Annotated in this window: 11 protein-coding genes and 1 pseudogene; 9 read left to right on the top strand and 3 right to left on the bottom strand. The window is 65.4% G+C overall.

Annotated elements, in window-relative coordinates; translation table 11 throughout:
* The first annotated feature begins 441 nt into the window (after positions 1-441).
* The 6 genes and pseudogenes from pobA to CSEG_RS08815 all read left to right on the top strand — a co-directional run bounded on the left by pobA (position 442) and on the right by CSEG_RS08815 (position 6903).
* A complete protein-coding gene (pobA, locus tag CSEG_RS08840) occupies positions 442-1617 on the top strand; it encodes a 4-hydroxybenzoate 3-monooxygenase (protein WP_013078893.1) in 1176 nt (391 codons plus the stop codon).
* Between the two features lie 18 nt (positions 1618-1635).
* Positions 1636-1809: pseudogene (locus CSEG_RS23545) on the top strand (CoA-transferase); the annotation flags it as partial.
* A 77-nt stretch (positions 1810-1886) separates the two neighbouring features.
* Complete coding sequence (gene pcaF, locus CSEG_RS08830) at positions 1887-3086, top strand: 3-oxoadipyl-CoA thiolase (RefSeq protein ID WP_041538541.1); 1200 nt, start codon at positions 1887-1889, stop codon at positions 3084-3086.
* Positions 3087-3406: 320 nt separating this feature from the next.
* Positions 3407-3679: a hypothetical protein gene (locus tag CSEG_RS22525; protein WP_157038980.1), complete on the top strand. Its 273-nt coding sequence runs from the start codon at positions 3407-3409 to the stop codon at positions 3677-3679.
* Between the two features lie 30 nt (positions 3680-3709).
* The gene (locus CSEG_RS08820) at positions 3710-4198 is read left to right on the top strand and encodes a MerR family transcriptional regulator (protein WP_013078890.1); all 489 of its coding nucleotides are present in this window, start codon (positions 3710-3712) and stop codon (positions 4196-4198) included.
* A 590-nt stretch (positions 4199-4788) separates the two neighbouring features.
* A complete protein-coding gene (locus CSEG_RS08815; RefSeq protein WP_041538251.1) occupies positions 4789-6903 on the top strand; it encodes an ATP-binding protein in 2115 nt (704 codons plus the stop codon).
* A 40-nt stretch (positions 6904-6943) separates the two neighbouring features.
* Here the strand turns inward: CSEG_RS08815 and CSEG_RS08810 are convergent, their stop codons facing one another.
* Complete coding sequence (locus CSEG_RS08810; protein WP_013078888.1) at positions 6944-7555, bottom strand: TetR/AcrR family transcriptional regulator; 612 nt, start codon at positions 7553-7555, stop codon at positions 6944-6946.
* Positions 7556-7711: 156 nt separating this feature from the next.
* Complete coding sequence (locus tag CSEG_RS08805; protein ID WP_013078887.1) at positions 7712-8944, bottom strand: MFS transporter; 1233 nt, start codon at positions 8942-8944, stop codon at positions 7712-7714.
* Positions 8945-9140: 196 nt separating this feature from the next.
* Between CSEG_RS08805 and CSEG_RS08800 the strand changes: the two genes are divergently transcribed.
* Together CSEG_RS08800 and CSEG_RS08795 are read left to right on the top strand one after the other, a co-directional pair.
* Positions 9141-11381, top strand: coding sequence for a TonB-dependent receptor (locus CSEG_RS08800; RefSeq protein ID WP_013078886.1), 2241 nt, complete (start codon positions 9141-9143; stop codon positions 11379-11381).
* Between the two features lie 766 nt (positions 11382-12147).
* Positions 12148-12570 (top strand): nuclear transport factor 2 family protein, encoded by a 423-nt coding sequence (locus CSEG_RS08795; RefSeq protein ID WP_013078885.1) that lies wholly within the window; start codon positions 12148-12150, stop codon positions 12568-12570.
* Positions 12571-12792: 222 nt separating this feature from the next.
* Here the strand turns inward: CSEG_RS08795 and CSEG_RS08790 are convergent, their stop codons facing one another.
* Positions 12793-14010, bottom strand: a complete 1218-nt coding sequence (locus tag CSEG_RS08790) for an MFS transporter (protein ID WP_208854798.1) — start codon at positions 14008-14010, stop codon at positions 12793-12795.
* Between the two features lie 666 nt (positions 14011-14676).
* Between CSEG_RS08790 and CSEG_RS08785 the strand changes: the two genes are divergently transcribed.
* The gene (locus tag CSEG_RS08785; RefSeq protein WP_041538250.1) at positions 14677-15906 is read left to right on the top strand and encodes a FadR/GntR family transcriptional regulator; all 1230 of its coding nucleotides are present in this window, start codon (positions 14677-14679) and stop codon (positions 15904-15906) included.
* Positions 15907-15922: the final 16 nt, after the last annotated feature.

Below are 15922 nucleotides of genomic sequence, written 5' to 3'. Positions count from 1 at the left end.
AGCCAGTATGTTGCACGAGCTTGGTGCGCGACAGCCGACGTTGACGCGTCTCCACGAAGGTGACGTTCACTGCGGGGCGTCGAACTATCCGAGAAGCGCTTGACCGCTGGACGCCGTGCGCGTCTGAGACACCTCCCTGCAACACGCGATCCCAGAGTGGTCGGCGAGAGCCTGGGGCCGGATCGTCCAGTTGTTCGGTCGTGAACGATCGTCCAAGATTTCCATGTGCACGAACCTGCCCGTGACGTCGTGAACGAGCCTCCCCGAAGAAGGAAATGCTGGGAACGCGCGGCTTTTTCAGGTCGTCACGATTGTCCATGACCAAGATCAAATTTGGAGAAAAGTCCAACTTTTTTGCACCTGCGTCCATCCTCAACCGGCCGTCCGCCACGCAGTCTTGCGGACAAGTCGCGGCAAGCGGCGGCAAGGGGGAAGACGTACGTGCGCACACAAGTCGCCATCATCGGCGGGGGACCGGCCGGCCTGTTCCTGGCCCACCTGCTGCGACGCACGGGCGTCGACGCCGTGGTGCTGGAGCGCCGAGATCGCGTCTATGTCGAAGGCCGCGTCCGCGCGGGCGTTCTCGAACAGGTCACGGTGGACCTGATGCACCGTCTGGAGCTGGGCGAGCGCCTGCGGGCCGAGGGCTTGGTCCACAACGGCACGAACATCGCCGCCGAAGGCCAGCTGTTCCGCATCGACATGGCCGAGCTGACGGGCGGTTCGACCGTCACCGTCTACGGTCAGCAGGAGGTGATGAAGGACCTATTCGACGCCGCCGAGTCGCGCGGCGTAAGGGTGATCTTCGACGCCGAGGACGTCGCCCTGCACGATATCGACAGCGCCAAGCCGTATGTCACCTGGCGCAAGGACGGCGTCGAGCAGCGGCTGGACTGCGACGTCATCGCCGGCTGCGACGGCTTTCACGGGGTCAGCCGGGCGGCGATCCCGGCCGGCGTGCTCAAGACCTTCGAGCGGGTCTATCCGTTCGGCTGGCTGGGCGTGCTGGCCGACGTGCCGCCCTGCGATCACGAGCTGATCTATTGCAACCACGAACGCGGCTTCGCCCTGGCTTCGATGCGCTCGCCCACCCGCAGCCGCTACTACCTGCAATGCGGTCTGGACGAAAAGATCGAGGACTGGAGCGACGACCGGTTCTGGGACGAGCTGTGCCTGCGCCTTGGCGAGGAGGCCGCCGCCCGCGTCACGCGTGGCCCCTCGTTCGAGAAGTCGATCGCCCCGCTGCGCAGCTTCGTTGGCGAGCCCATGCGCCATGGCCGCCTGTTCCTGGCCGGCGACGCCGCGCACATCGTGCCGCCCACCGGCGCCAAGGGCATGAACCTGGCCGTCTCCGACGTGGTGATGCTGGCCGAAGCCCTGTCGGAATACTTCCTCGACGGCTCGGAAGCCGGGCTCGACGGCTATTCGGCCCGCGCCCTGGCCCGCGTCTGGAAGGCCGAGCGGTTCTCGTGGTGGTTCACCGGTCTGACCCACCGTTTCCCCGATCGCGACGGCTTCGACCGCAAGATGCAGGTCGCCGAACTCGACTACATTCGCGGCTCCCGCGCCGCCCAAGTCACCCTCGCCGAAAACTATGTCGGCCTCCCGCTGGTCTAGGAGGTCCCGGAGCGTCCCATGAAGAGCAAGATCTACGAGAGCGCCGCCGCGGCGCTGGAGGGCGTCGTCTTCGACGGCATGACCCTGATGTCAGGGGGTTTTGGCCTGTCGGGCAATCCCGAGACCCTGATCCCGGCAGTTAAGGACACCGGCGTCAAGGGCCTGACGGCGGTCGAGGTCGCCCCGGGCGTCCTTCTCGACGAGATCAGGGCCAAGACCGAGGCTAAGTTCAGCGGGGGCGCTCTCGCATGAACACGCCCCACGCCAAGATCGCGGCCGCCTATATCTGCGACGGGGTACGCACGCCCTTCGGCCGGTATGGCGGCGCGCTCGCCAAGGTCCGCGCCGATGACCTGGCCGCCGTTCCGCTGAAAGCCTTGGCTCGCCGCAACACCGGCCTCGACCTTTCCGCCGTCGACGAGGTGGTCCTGGGCTGCGCCAACCAGGCCGGCGAAGACAATCGCAACGTCGCGCGGATGGCCCTCCTGTTGGCTGGCTATCCGGTGAGCGTGCCCGGCGTCACGGTCAATCGCCTCTGCGCTTCGGGTTTGGAAGCTGTCGGCTATGCCGCCCGCGCCATCGGTTCGGGCACGGCCGATCTGATCGTCGCCGGCGGTGTCGAAAGCATGAGCCGCGCCCCGTTCGTGATGGGCAAGGCCGACAGCGCCTTTTCGCGCAACGCCGAGATCTTCGACACCACCATCGGCTGGCGCTTCGTCAATGCGGCCATGCGCAAGCTGTACGGCGTCGACTCCATGCCGGAGACAGCCGAGAACGTAGCCAGCGACTATGGCGTCAATCGCGAGGACCAGGACGCCTTCGCCCTGCGCAGCCAGCAAAAGGCCGCCGCCGCCATCGCCAGCGGCTTCTTCGACGGCGAAATTGTCGCCGTCGAGGTTCCCGGCAAGGCCGGCCCCACCATTGTCAATCGCGATGAGCACCCGCGCGAGACCACGATCGATGCTCTAGCCAAGCTGAAGCCGGTCGTGCGCGAAGGCGGCACGATCACGGCCGGCAACGCCTCGGGCGTCAACGACGGTTCGGTGGGGCTGCTGATCGCGTCCGAAGCCGCCGTGCGCAAACATGGCCTATCGCCGCGCGCCCGGGTCACCGGCTACGCCACCGCGGGGGTCGAGCCCCGCGTCATGGGCGTCGGCCCCGTGCCGGCCGTCCGCAAGCTCCTGGCGCGGACCGGCCAATCGATCCGGGACTTCGACGTTGTCGAACTGAACGAAGCCTTCGCCGCCCAGTGCCTGGCGGTGCTGCGCCAACTGTCTCTGACTGATGACGACGAGCGCGTGAACCCCAACGGCGGGGCCATCGCGCTCGGCCACCCCCTGGGCGCGTCTGGCGCGCGGCTCGTTTTGACGGCGCTTCGCCAACTGGAAGCAACCGGCGGCAAGCGCGGCCTGGCGACCCTCTGCATCGGCGTCGGCCAGGGCGCGGCCCTGTCTTTCGAGCGCGTCTAGGCAAGCGTCATGAGCCTGATCCGGCCCTCCTCGCGAGAAGACGCCCGCCAGCCGCCGTCACGGCAAGCGCCCGACGCCTCGACCGTGGCTCGTTCGCCGCGCCAGCCGCTGGTCAGGATCCCGGCGCCCCCGACCAAGACATCTGGACCGACCGGCGCCTGGTCGTGGTTGATGGGATCGTCCCTTCAGAGCGGCGCGACAGGCTCGTCGCCCACCAGGCTGCGGACCCAGACAGCCTCGCCGTCCGCCGCTTCGACATGGTCTTGCGAGGCGAACGCAAAACCGCCTTCTCGACCTCTGAGATCGATGGAGCCCTGTCCTTGCCATCCCTGATCCGCGCCCAGCCCTTCACCTCGCCCGTCATGCTTGCAGTGTTCGGTGACGAGGCCCCGCTGGACGCGGCCCTGCGCTTCGAGTCCCCCCCTGTCGCAAGCGCAGGCGGACGTCGGGGTGATCGACCCGCCGTCAGCCGCGCAGATCACCGCGACCTGCCTCGATCACCCCGACGCCGAAACCTTGGCCGAATCCGCCGCTCGGCGGCCAACACCGCCTTCACAGAGGCCGCTGAGGTGATGGCCGAACTGGCCGAGTAGAGAGCGCCTTCGACAGGAGACATTCATCCCATGCACGCCTCGCGCAGCCGCGCCAAGATCGCCCTGCTACCGGACCTCTGCTTCTCCGGCGACCTCCCTACCCGCCTCGACGATGGCCAGGCCCAGGCTCGCGCCCGCGCCCTGAGGCGGATCGCCCGTGGCAATGCCCGCCCCGCTTCCCGCGCCCAGATCGGCGAGGTGGCGCGCTGGCAGGGTGTCAGCCTCAAGGCGCTGCACAACCTGGAGGAACGTGGCATCACCGAGTCTGAACGGGGCCTCAATGGCGTGCGCTTCTATTCGCCCGATCAACAGGTGCGGATCGAAGCGGCGTTGGCGCTGCGTGAACTGGGCGGTTCGGCTCAGGATATCCGCGAGTTTCTGGACCTTCTGCCCCAGGGACGTCTCCAAGCCATCGCCTATCTCTCAGAATTCCTGCGCCGCCGCCTGACGGCGGTGGAAGCGCGCGCCCAAATTCTCAACGAGGCCCTGGCTCTGGTCGAGGCCGATCGCGTGATCTGAAACAAAAAGCAGCGCCGACCTTGAAACCCTGCGGAGGTGCAAAGCGACTTCAAGGCTGGATGATAGGCTAGGCGATTGTCCCGGACAGAGGCTGCCGTCTGATCCCAGGCTTCAGCGCCCGCGATCGCGTGGGCCCGCTTCCGCACACGAAAGCCGAGTGGTCCAGGCGCGCGGCCGACGATCCCGCCGAGCTTTTGTCCGACGAGCAGGTCATTTTCGAGCGAGCTTAGTTCACCGCCCATCTTCCCGCTCCCCTCCGCGCCGCCGCCCAAAGAGGTGCGCGCGGCGCCTCAGCCTCGGCGCATACGCCAGTGAAAAGCTGCCGAAACATCCGGCGACCCGGCAATGGGGCTCAACATTCCTCGGCCAGCCTGCCCTAACCACGTGTGGTTGCTCTCCTTTGGGGTGCGACAATCTGCACTTTCGAATTTTACCGTCCGTTGAGCCAGACTGGCTCTTCTGCTCCGACGGTTACGTTGGGGGAAAATGCAAATGAACTCGTCGCAAGACCGCTCGCAAAACAAAGCCCCTCCTCTAGCGCCGCGGTGCGTCAGGTCTTTCGACATCTCCAGGGCCAGCGCGGCCTAAGCATGGCTTCGCGCCTTCAGCTCTATCGGCCTTCCTCCCATCGGCAAGGCCTGTCTGCCGCCGCAGCGCTGTTCGTCGCATATGGAGCTGTCGAGCTTTGCATCTGGCTGTTCTGCCGAGACATCAGCGACGCGGTGGCGTTCTTTCCCTCGAATGGCGTTCTGCTCGCTGGAATCCTGATGCTGTCGCCTCGGCTGGGCCTAGCTTTCTGCCTGGCCTGCTTCAGCGTCGACTTGGTTCACAATTGGATCGGCCGGATCGACCTGACGCATGCAATCCTGTTCAGTAGCCTCAACCAAGCGCTGGCCTTTGCCAGTGCGGTGGCGACCCGCACCTTTTGCGGCGCTGCGCTCGACCTGTCGCGGCCCAGGCGCTTGTTCATTTTCGCGCTTATCGCCCTGAGCGCCGCTGCGGCCGAGGCCTTGATCGGCCAAGTCCTGCTCGCGCTGATAGACGGGTCATTCAACGACTTCTGGGACGCCTGGCTGCAATGGATGCTCGAGGACGGTCTGGGCCTGCTCGTCGCCACGCCGGCGGCGCTTTTGCCCTTCAAGCAGGAAAGACTCTTCCGCGCCCCAGGCGGTCGTCTTGAGCGTTCTCTTCTGCTGGCCCTCACCGTCGTCGTCGCTGTCGCGTCGTTCGCCTTGGACCAGTTCATCGCCCTGACGCTTGTGATGCCGCTCCTAGTGCTGACCGCGTTCAGGGCCGGACCAGGCTGGGTCTATGTGTCGGTGCTGGCGACCAGCCTCGTCGCCATGTCCCTGACAGCCAATGGTCATGGACCGATCGCCTTCATAGCGCCTACGGACCCCTACCGGCAGGAGTTCATGGTCCAGCTCTTGATCGCCTCGATCTTCGCTACGGCCGTGCCGGCCACCGCCGCGCTGGGGGCGCGCAACCGAAGCGCTCAGCGGCTGGAGCGCGCCTTCGCCGCCGTGCGTAACGCCAAGAACAAGGCCGAGGCGGCTAGCCGTTCGAAGTCGGAGTTTCTGGCCAATATGAGCCACGAGATCCGCACGCCCATGAATGGAATCATCGGCGTCGTCGGGGCTCTGGCCCGAACCGACCTAGCGCCGAAGCAGCGCGACATGGTCCATCTGGTCGAGACCAGCGCCGACTCTCTGCAAGTCCTGCTCAACGATGTACTGGACATGGCGCGGGTCGAGGCGGGCGAGCTGGCGATCCACCCAGAGCCCTTCGATCTGCGCACGACGTGTCGCGCCATTGTCGAACTGTTCCGCGCCAAGGCGGAGGAGAAGGGGCTGAGCTTCGAGCTGGAAATCGCACCAGAGGTCGCCGAGCGTCACATCGGCGACGCCGCGCGCTTGAGGCAAGTGCTGGGCAATCTCGTCTCCAACGCCATCAAGTTCACGGAGCGCGGCCGCGTCGAAGTCAGAATTGACGCCACGCCGGAGGTCGACGGCGTGCAAGCTTTGGCCCTGGCGGTCGTCGACACCGGCATCGGCTTCGACGCCGAGACGGGTCAACGTCTGTTCGCGCGCTTCGCCCAGGCCGATGGCTCGATCACGCGGCGGTTTGGCGGCACGGGCCTTGGTCTGTCGATCTCACGGGCCCTAACGCGTCTGATGAACGGCGAGATCGAGGTTGCGTCCACGCCGGGCGAAGGCTCGTGCTTCACGGTCCGCCTGACGTTGCCCGTAGCGAACATGACGAACTCGGCCGCGTCCTCGCCGGCTCTGGCCAGTCCCGCCCTAGATGCTGGGCGCACCTTGAAAGTCATGCTGGCCGAGGACCACGACATCAATCGCCGGGTCGTGGCCCTGATGCTGGAGGGCATGGATGTCGATCTGACCATGGCTGTCGATGGTCAGGACGCGGTCGCTCGCTTCCAGCCCGGCGGGTACGATCTCATTCTGATGGACATGCAGATGCCGGTCATGGGCGGCCTCGAAGCCATAGCCTCCATTCGCCGGACCGAACGCGACGCTGGCGCGCCGGCGACGCCGATCGTGATGCTCACAGCCAACGCCCTGCCGGAACACCAGGTGGCCGGGCTATCGGCCGGCGCCGACGCCTTCCTGATGAAGCCGATCGTGGCCGTCGACCTGCTCGAAACCATCCGTCGTCTCACGGCGGCAGCCGACGAGGCGGCATGAGGGTGTTCGATATCGACCGCCTTGCGCTGCGGTACTGCAGTTACCCCTCGACCTGAAGCCCATAGGCTCGGATGAAGGTATCGGCCGCCGCCTTGGCCGCGCCGACGAGGTCTTGTTCATCGACCCTGAGCAAGGATCCCTCCAGCAGACGTTGAACGGGCCCGGCTTCGCATAGGGCGTGAAACTGGTTCACCGCCACCCACGGGTCGGCGCGGCGCATGAGGCCTTGGTCCATCGCCGCAGCGAAATCCTCGGCCATCCGCGACCAGCCGCGTTTGGGTCCGTTCTCGTAAAAGAGTTTGCCCAGCTCCGACTTAGCGCCTTCGGCATAGACGATGCGGCGGAATGCCAGAATCTCTTCGGCGGTGATGAACCGCACAAAGGCCAGAGCGAAGTCCTGCACCGCCAGGTTCAGGCTCTCCTGGTTGCGGAAAGCTTCGAAGAGCGGCTGGACCTGAGCGGCGCCTCTTTCCAGCATCACGGCGATAAATAGATCCTCCTTGGAGGCAAAGTAGCTATAGAGGGTTTGTTTTGATCCGCCCAATCGCGCGGACACTTGGGCCATGCTGGCGCCGGCGTAGCCGCGCTCCAGAAACACGCTCTTGGCGGCCTCCAGGATAGCGAGCCGTCGCTCTTGATTTTTGACTTGCATCATTGGCCTCCCCGACACTTTGCCAACGCCCCGCACGCTCTTAACGCCGAAGCGCCGCCCGGCATGACCGGAGAAATTGCAGCGTCTGGGCGCCCTTCAGCTCCACCGCGGAGATGCGTGTCCTCAGCCGTCCGCCCTTGGAGAAACCCTAGCCGGTCAAGTACAGCGCGACACGCCCTTGGCGTCCAGCACGCGCCGCGCCATGAACCGGCCCTGGCGATAAAGGGCCGCCAGGCTGGCGACGAAAGCTACGGCGCAGACGCCGGCCAGCAGCCGTAAGGCCGTTTCCGCGCCGTGCGCCAAGCTTAGCATTGCAAAGACGATCGGGCTCAGGAACTGTCCCAGGAAGAAGGCGGTGTTCCACGCCCCGGTGCTGCGTCCCCGGTGGTGGGCGTTGTCGCCGCCGGTCGCCCAGGTCAACAGGGTCGGCAGGGCCAGGCCCGAGCCGACGCCGTTGATGAAGGCGCCCGCCAGGGTTCCGGCATAGCCGGTCTGGTGCGCCATCAGGAGAAAGCCAGCGGCGGACAGGGCGAAGCTGATGGCCATGCGAGCCGCGACGCTGCGCCTGGCCAGGATCCGGAACAGCACTGAGCCCAGTGGAACCGCGGCCGCCGCCAGGGCCGCCCCCAGGCCGATCTGGCTTGGCGCGGCATAGCCGCGGGTCGTCAGCAGGAACGGCAGCTGGATAACCACGACATAGAAGGCCACCGAAGCCAGAAGTGTCGTCAGAGCCGGTGCGGTCAAGGCGCTCCATCCACCGTCCACGACGGGTTCCTGACTCGCCGGGACCCCCGCGACGTCAACCGGACGGCTGACCAGGCGCCAGACCAGCACGGCGAAGATCGATGGCAAGGCATAGACGAAGAAGGGCGTGCGCCAGCTGACTTCGCCCAGAGCCCCGCCCAGCGCCAGGACGACGATGGAGACCAGGGTCGCCGACCCTGTCTGCAGGGCGAACCACCGCTCGCGGCTGGGCCCGTCGAAGAGATCGGCCAGCAGCGCGGTCCCGGCGGTCATCACCACCGCCTCGGCCACACCCACAACGCAGCGCGAGGCCAGGATCGCCGGCAGCGTGTCGAGAAGCGTGGGCGCCAACCCCGCGGCCGCATAGAGCAGCAGCCCGCCAATCAGCACGCCGATACGGTCCACGCGATCGATCAACAGACCGATCGGCACGGCGAACAGCGCCACCATCAGGGCCGGCAGGGCGATGGTCAACTGGACGAGTTCCTTGGCGTTGGGCGCGTCGGCGAAATGGCGAGCCATCAGCGGCAGCACTGGCGCGATCAGGGAGGTGGCCATGACCGCCAGCCAGGCGACCGACACCAGGATGAGGCCCTGAAGCGCCAATGGCGCGGCGCGCGAAGATCTGCCGATGGGGACCGTCACGATTTCATCTCCCTGCAAACGGCGCGATTTTTCGCCGCTTGCTTAAGCTACAAAATTATCGATATATGAGAATAACGTCAATTGCAGACATTGACGCCGAACAACGTCGACTGGGGCGTCGGCGGGCGCATGGCGACGAGCCAATGCGTCCGGCGCACGCGCCGAAACGGCCGAAAGAGCAACGGGGAGAGAGACAATGCGGCAAGTATCCTTGCTGACCTTGATAGTCGCCAGCGCCTGGGCGACGGGTGCTGCGGCGCGACAGGAGGCGGCGACGCCAGCGGCGCCGGCCGCCGACACCGCGATCGCGGAAATCATCGTCACGGCCGAGCGCCGCGACAGCAGCGTCCAGAAGACCGCCGCGGCGATCTCGGCTCTGACCGCCGCCCAGCTCGAGCGTCAGGGCGTCACCCAGCCTCAGGACATCAGCAAGGCCGTGCCGGCCCTGAAGATCGCCACAGGCGGAGGCGGCTACACCCAGTTGGCCATCCGCGGCATCGGCACGCTGTCGGGCAACGCCTATTCCGAGCAGGCCGTGGCTTCCAATCTCGACGGCGTCTATGTGCCCCGCCCGGCCGAGGTGAACGGCGTGCTGTTCGACCTCGACCGCATCGAGGTCCTGAAGGGGCCGCAAGGCACGCTCTACGGCCGCAACGCCACAGCCGGCGCGATCAACATCATCACCCGCAAGCCCAGCTTCACCACCGGCGGCGACCTGACGCTGGAAGCGGGCAATTACAACCAGCGCCGCGTCCAGGGCGCGCTCAACCTGGCCCTTTCCGACGCCGTCGCCATCCGGTTTTCCGGCCAGGTCAACCGCCACGACGGCTATCTGAGCGACGGTTATGACGATGCCGACGAGAGCGCCGCGCGGCTGCAGCTGCGAATGGCGCCCAATGACGCTGTCGACTTGACCCTGTCGATCGATCACGCCGAGGTTGACGCGCACGGCGGCGGCGCGGTTCAGAGCCCCTTCGTCGATCCGGGCTCGCCCTATACCGGCGCCAGCACCGCGGCCGGCCAGGCGATCTTCGTCGCGGCGGGCCTCAAGCCGGTGCTGAACGACGGCTATCTGGACTTGAAGACCACTGGGGCCGGCGCGACGCTGAACTGGAAGACCGGGCTTGGGACTCTGACGGTGATCCCGGCCTATCGGAAGATGGACTTGGACACGCGCCAGTACGCGCCGGGCTTCCTGCTGGAGGACTCCGAGACCTCCCGCTCGCGGTCGCTCGAAGCGCGCCTGGCCTCTCCGACTGACGCCGCGCTGAGCTGGATCGTGGGCGCCTTCGCCTTCGCCGAAGACCAGACCACCAACATCTTCACCGATCAGAGCGTGACCTATTCTCGCGTCATAGCCCCCAAGCTTGACACCCGTTCCTACGCCCTGTTCGGCCAGGCGACCTGGCGGGCCACCGACCAGCTTCGCCTGACGGCCGGCGTGCGCGCTTCGCGTGACGAAAAGACCCTGCAGGGCACGCGCCTGTCGCCGCTGCCGGCCGTTCCGGCGGCGGCCTATCCGGCCGTCTGTCCCAGCCCAGCGACCTTCAGCGCCTCGGCGGGAACCTGCACGTCGCCGATCGCCGGCGACGCCACCTTCAAGAAAACCACCTGGAAGATCGCCGCCGAGTACGATCTGACCCCGTCCAACCTGCTCTATGCGAACCTCGGCACGGGGTTCAAGGCCGGGGGGTTCTACTCCTCCCTGGCCCCTAACACCTTCCAGCCCGAGAACCTGACGGCCACGGCGATCGGCTCCAAGAACCGGTTCCTGGACAACCGGCTGCAGATCAACGCCGAGGCCTTCTACTGGCGCTACAAGGACAAGCAGGTCACCCACCTTGGTCCGGTCACGCCGAGCGGCTTTGACCTGATCACCGAGAACGCCGGTAAGGCCACGCTCTACGGGCTCGAGGTCGACATGATCTGGAAGCCGACGGCGAACGATCAGATCAGCGCCAACCTGCAGTATGAGCACAGCCGCTACGGCAGCTTCGTCTACAACCAGTCGACCACCACCGGCGCGCCGACCACCAGCTGCAAGGTCAGCGCCACGACCGCGGCCTCGGTCGTCTTGGTCGACTGTTCGGGTCACCGCCTGGCGCTGGCGCCGACCTGGTCGGGCGGCGTCACCTACAGCCGCGGCTTTGACCTCGGCTCGGGACGCGTGGAGGCAGAGATCACCGAGCGCTTCGAGTCGAGCTACTGGGTCGGCGACGAGCAGGTGCTGGGCCAAAAGCAGAAGGCCTACAACAAGACCGATCTGCTGGTCAGCTACACGCCGGGCGACGATCGTTGGACCTTAAGCGTCTATGGCCAGAACCTGGAGAACAAGGCGGTGATGAGCTCATCCTTTGTCCAGCCGGTTCTGGGCGCGCCCTATGTCACCCTGCGTCCGCCCCGCACCTGGGGCGCCAGGCTCTCGGCCCGGTTCTAGGCCACTTGGGGGCGCGCAATGCGCGCCCCTGCTTTTTTTACCGGCCTGTTCAAGACAGCAAAGCCGCCTGCGCTAGAGGACGAGCAGGAATAACCCAGACCCTAGACGACCGCTAGATGCGTCATCTCGGTCCGCTGATACTCGCCGTCCAGCCCTCGCTGAACACCCTGGTCGAGCCGCTGCAGACGACGGGCCTCAGCCTGCTCTGCCGCACCGATCGCGCACGGTGATCTGGGCGGACCGGGGCCCGTTGGCAGTGCGCCGTGAGCGGGAGCCACCCGCCGCCGCTGTTTCAGGGCGCGGTCTCCAAGTCGATCACGCGCACATCACCGCCCGCCTCCCCAAGCGCTATTTCGAGAATGACATCGAGGCCGCCGAGGCCGCGGCCAGGCCGAAGAGTTCACATTCCTGACACTTGTTTCGGCGTTCGGCGGATCTAGCCTGGGCTTAGCTTACCGGCTCCGGGCGCAGGACACCGAGGACTGGTCTTCGGTCTTGCGCATCCCGCCCGTCCGGCGACGAACTCTGAACGACGAACGGCTTGGCCGAGAAAAGCTGAAGGTCATACTGGCATTTGCAAAGGCGCACCGCCCGGGCGGCGCCGACTGTTCGCCATCCAAACTCGCCACCTGCGGCTGCAGAGCACGGCCGCTGAAGCGTGCGTGGAAGGCTGCACCCCAAATCTCGCCCGCGGCGCCCGGGGGCGGTGAACGACATCCAGCAATAGGGTCGGTGTCGGCCAGAAAAGAGCGCTAGGAGGACTCCAATGACCACGAACGACAATGCCGCGCGGCTGCAGGCGAACAAGGACGTCGTGACGCGGCTGATGAGCCGATTGTTCGATCCGGCGACGAGCGACACTCCCGAGACCCGCGCGCTGATGACAGAGAATTATATCCAGCATAATCCGAACTTCGCCGATGGCCCGGACTCGGTGATGCGCTTCCCGCATACGGAGAAGGCGCGGGCAATGTTTGGCGCGCTCAAGTTCGCGGGGGAGCGGCTGCTGATCGCCGAGGGCGACTATGTGATGATGATGCAGCCGGTGTATCGCGACAAAGGCGATGGCAGCGGCGAGTCGTTCGTGTCGTTTTGGTTCGACCTGTGGCGCATGGAGGACGGCAAAGCGGCCGAGCACTGGGACTACGCGGATTGGGACCCCGATCTTGCGGGCAAGCTCCATGGCTGATGGTCGCCGTCCGCGCGCACCGTACCCCGGCGGGCCCCTATAGGCGGTCCAACGCCATCTTGTTTCAGCTCTCCGACCCTTGTCGGCGAGCTCATGCATCCAGGAGCGCATCAGCACCAAGACGCACAGTTGGCCTCGCCAGTTTTGCCCAGCAGGCCTTTGAACGCCACCTGCTGAGCACCACATCGGCCAGTACTCATTCACTTTTGTCGCGGTCGTGGATCACGGGGACGTTTCTCCACCGTTAGAGCGCGGATAAGGCGGGAAGCTCGCGGCGAGCACGGCGCCCAGGATCAGAGCTCCGACGACGATCGGCGAGCCGGGCGCGTAGGCGCCCCATTTGTCGCGTAGGACACCAAGCAGCACAGGTCCGATGCCCAGCGAGAGCGTTGTTAATCCGATGGCCACTCCGAAAATCGTCGAGGCGTTCGCCAGACCGAAATATCGGCTTGTGAAGAATGGCAGCAGGCCGGCGACCGCAGCGAACCCTGCGCCCATCATCGTGAGGCCGATGATCACAGCCCAGTCCTGCGACGTCAGCATCGCCAGAAAGCCGATCAGCGGAACCATGAAAACGATCGCGAGCATGCCTGGTCGCCTCAGGCGATCTGCGGCCGCGCCGGCGATCAATGCGGCGAAGGGCCCGACGAGCGAGTACAATGTCAGCGCGAAAGTCGCGATTCCGGGGGATACTGCCCGTTCCGCGCTCCAAGGAACGAAGTGGCTCACCACGCCGCTGCACGAGGCGCAGACGAGCGTCGAGGAAAGCATTACGGTCCAGAACGCCCGGCTGGTGAATGCAGCCGTCGGCTTGACGCCTTCAACCGCCGAGCCTGGCATCATCGCCATGGAGGGGGAGACCGAGTGCGGCGCCTCCCGCAAGAGGAAATAGGATACCGGCAGAGCGATGAGGACAATCGATCCCGCAAGGACCAGATAGGTTTCGCGCCAACCGATCTCGATGATCAGGGCGCGCGCAACGACAAGCATCAAGGCGGTGAAGATCGCCACCGAGCCGCCGAGGATGGCGCTCAGTGCAACGCCACGGCTTCGGTCAAACCAGCTCGAGACGACTTTTGCCAGCCCCACGGGGCCGCAGGTCGCAGCCAGCGGCCCCATCAGCGCTGAAACGACATAGAGCATGACCAGGCTGCCGTTCAGAAAGGACATGGCGACAAGCGTTGCAGCCCAAGCCACCAAACCAGGCAGCAACACCTTGCGCACCCCAAGCTTGTCGATCAGCCGCCCGACGAGTGGTCCGCTGAGCGCACCCGTTACGCCGGAAATCAACATCGCCTGTGGGAAGATCGCAGCACTCCACTGGAACTGCCGAGACACCGGCTCCAGGAACTGCGGAAATGTGCCGAAGAAGATCGGCGCAAAACCAAAACCCATGCAGATCGCACAGGCGACCGCAACGGCGACGGCTTGGCGGGTCACCTCGGATCTAACCGGCTCTGCGGCGATGATCCCGGGGCCTTCATCGGCAGGTATTGGACCCGATGTACCTGTCATGCGCTGCCCTTCCATGTTTCCCCTTTTTTTCCGTTCGCGCGCGCACGCTCACCCAGCCTCGCCGTGTTCGCGACCGGCGCACCCCGACCGCGGGCAATGCCGACGGCCGTGAGATACCCTGCGTGGGAGATCCCACTCGGCGAGCGCCACCATGTGGATATGTGCGGCAGCGACGGATCGAACGAGGGGGCGACATCATGACGGAGTCGCACGCTTCATCCCCGCCTTTTTAGGCTGACAATTTACCCAAACCAGTAGTGGCTATTCCTCGGCCGCCCGATTGGCTGTCGCATGGCCCGCGTGCAGACCGCTCTCTATCGCCGTTGGCGTCTTCAAACCGCGCAACTCAGATGTCAGGCGTCTGCTTTTGGGGGGAGGCAGCCGCCGCGGGCTCTCCAATTCCCACCCCTTGTTCGGCGCCCGCTTCGCGTTCAGTGACGGAAAATCCGCGGGGCGCAGAGAACAGGGGCGTCAACGGCCAAACGCCGCACTCGCGCCCTGCTTGATTGACCTTAAAAGCGCCGACACCCAAGCTCCCCGGAGCGCTTACACCAAACCACGTCGACGCGCTCCTGCTGAAGGAAAAAGGCTTTGGTCACTGCTTATCGGGTCGATGCGCCAAATTTTTCATCTCAGCATCGTTCTGCGGTCACGCTGGTGAGACCGAATGCTTTTTTCGAGGCCATCGTGGGTGCGACGGCTTCGGCAAAGAAGGCCGCCTGCGCTATCGCCAGGCGGATCGAAGGGGATCTGATCGCGAGAGGCTGGCCGATCGGGACAATCTATGGCTCTGAAGCCGAGTTGGCCGATCGCTTTGGCGTTAGCCGCATGGTTCTGCGCGAAGCCGTCCGCATCCTCGAAAGCCGCGGAACAGCCAGAATGCGGCGCGGCCCCAATGGCGGCCTGCTGGTGCTGGCGCCTGAAATGGCAGCCGTACTGGAAGCCATTCATCGCTATGTCACGTCGCATCGCGGCCTGGACCTGCAGGGCAGCATCTGCCGACAGGTCCTGAATGCAGCGCACTTGCAAACGGCCCACCCCAGTTCGGGGAGGCCGATAGGCGCCGGCATGGAGGACTTCCTGGCCGGCCTGACCGCCGCTGTGGAACACTACGCCCGCGAAGGGGCCGAAGGCCGTATTGCGATGAGGGCGACGCCAGGCGCTCGTTCGCGGGCGGAACAAGTTTTTCGTCTACTCATAAAAGATCTAGGAAACGCCAAAGCCGATAATCGACGGCTGGGATCCGAAATGGATCTTTGTGAACGTTATGGCGCTGACCGCAGCGTGTTGCGCCAAGCGGTTCGAATGCTGGAGTTTGAAGGCGTCGCTGTGTCCACGGCAGGCCGCGGGAAGGGATTGATGACCCGCTCGCCCGATCCTACGGCCCTTTGCCAACTCATCAGTTGCTACTTCGCCGCCGTTGGCGTCACGCCCGACGATGCGATGGCGGTCTTCAAGCGATTGAGCATCGAAGTCGTTTCTATCGCGGCAAGGGTGGCGACGAATTCGGATCGCACCCGCCTGAAAAGAGCGCGGCGATGGCTGTCCGAGCGCCACGGAACCGTAAGCGCCGATGTCATGCAGCTGGCGGAGGAAAGCCAGTTCCGCATCGTCAGCGAACCTCTGATAGACATCCTTTTACGATGCACCAAGAGCTATCCTAGCTGGTCATCGGCGCTCCGCGATCCTGACGACGAACTACTGGGCGCCCTCTATCGCGAGGAAACGCTCAAGGTGATCGCGGCCATACTCGATCGAAACCCCGTGGCCGCAGCCGCAGCACAAGCAGCAAAGGTCGACCGCCTCGCCGCGTTGATCTGACAGCTGCGGCGGGCCT

This window comes from Caulobacter segnis ATCC 21756, assembly GCF_000092285.1.
Taxonomy (GTDB): domain Bacteria; phylum Pseudomonadota; class Alphaproteobacteria; order Caulobacterales; family Caulobacteraceae; genus Caulobacter; species Caulobacter segnis.
The sequence above is the reverse complement of the archived record's forward strand: the minus strand, read 5'-3'. Positions and strand labels throughout refer to the sequence as shown.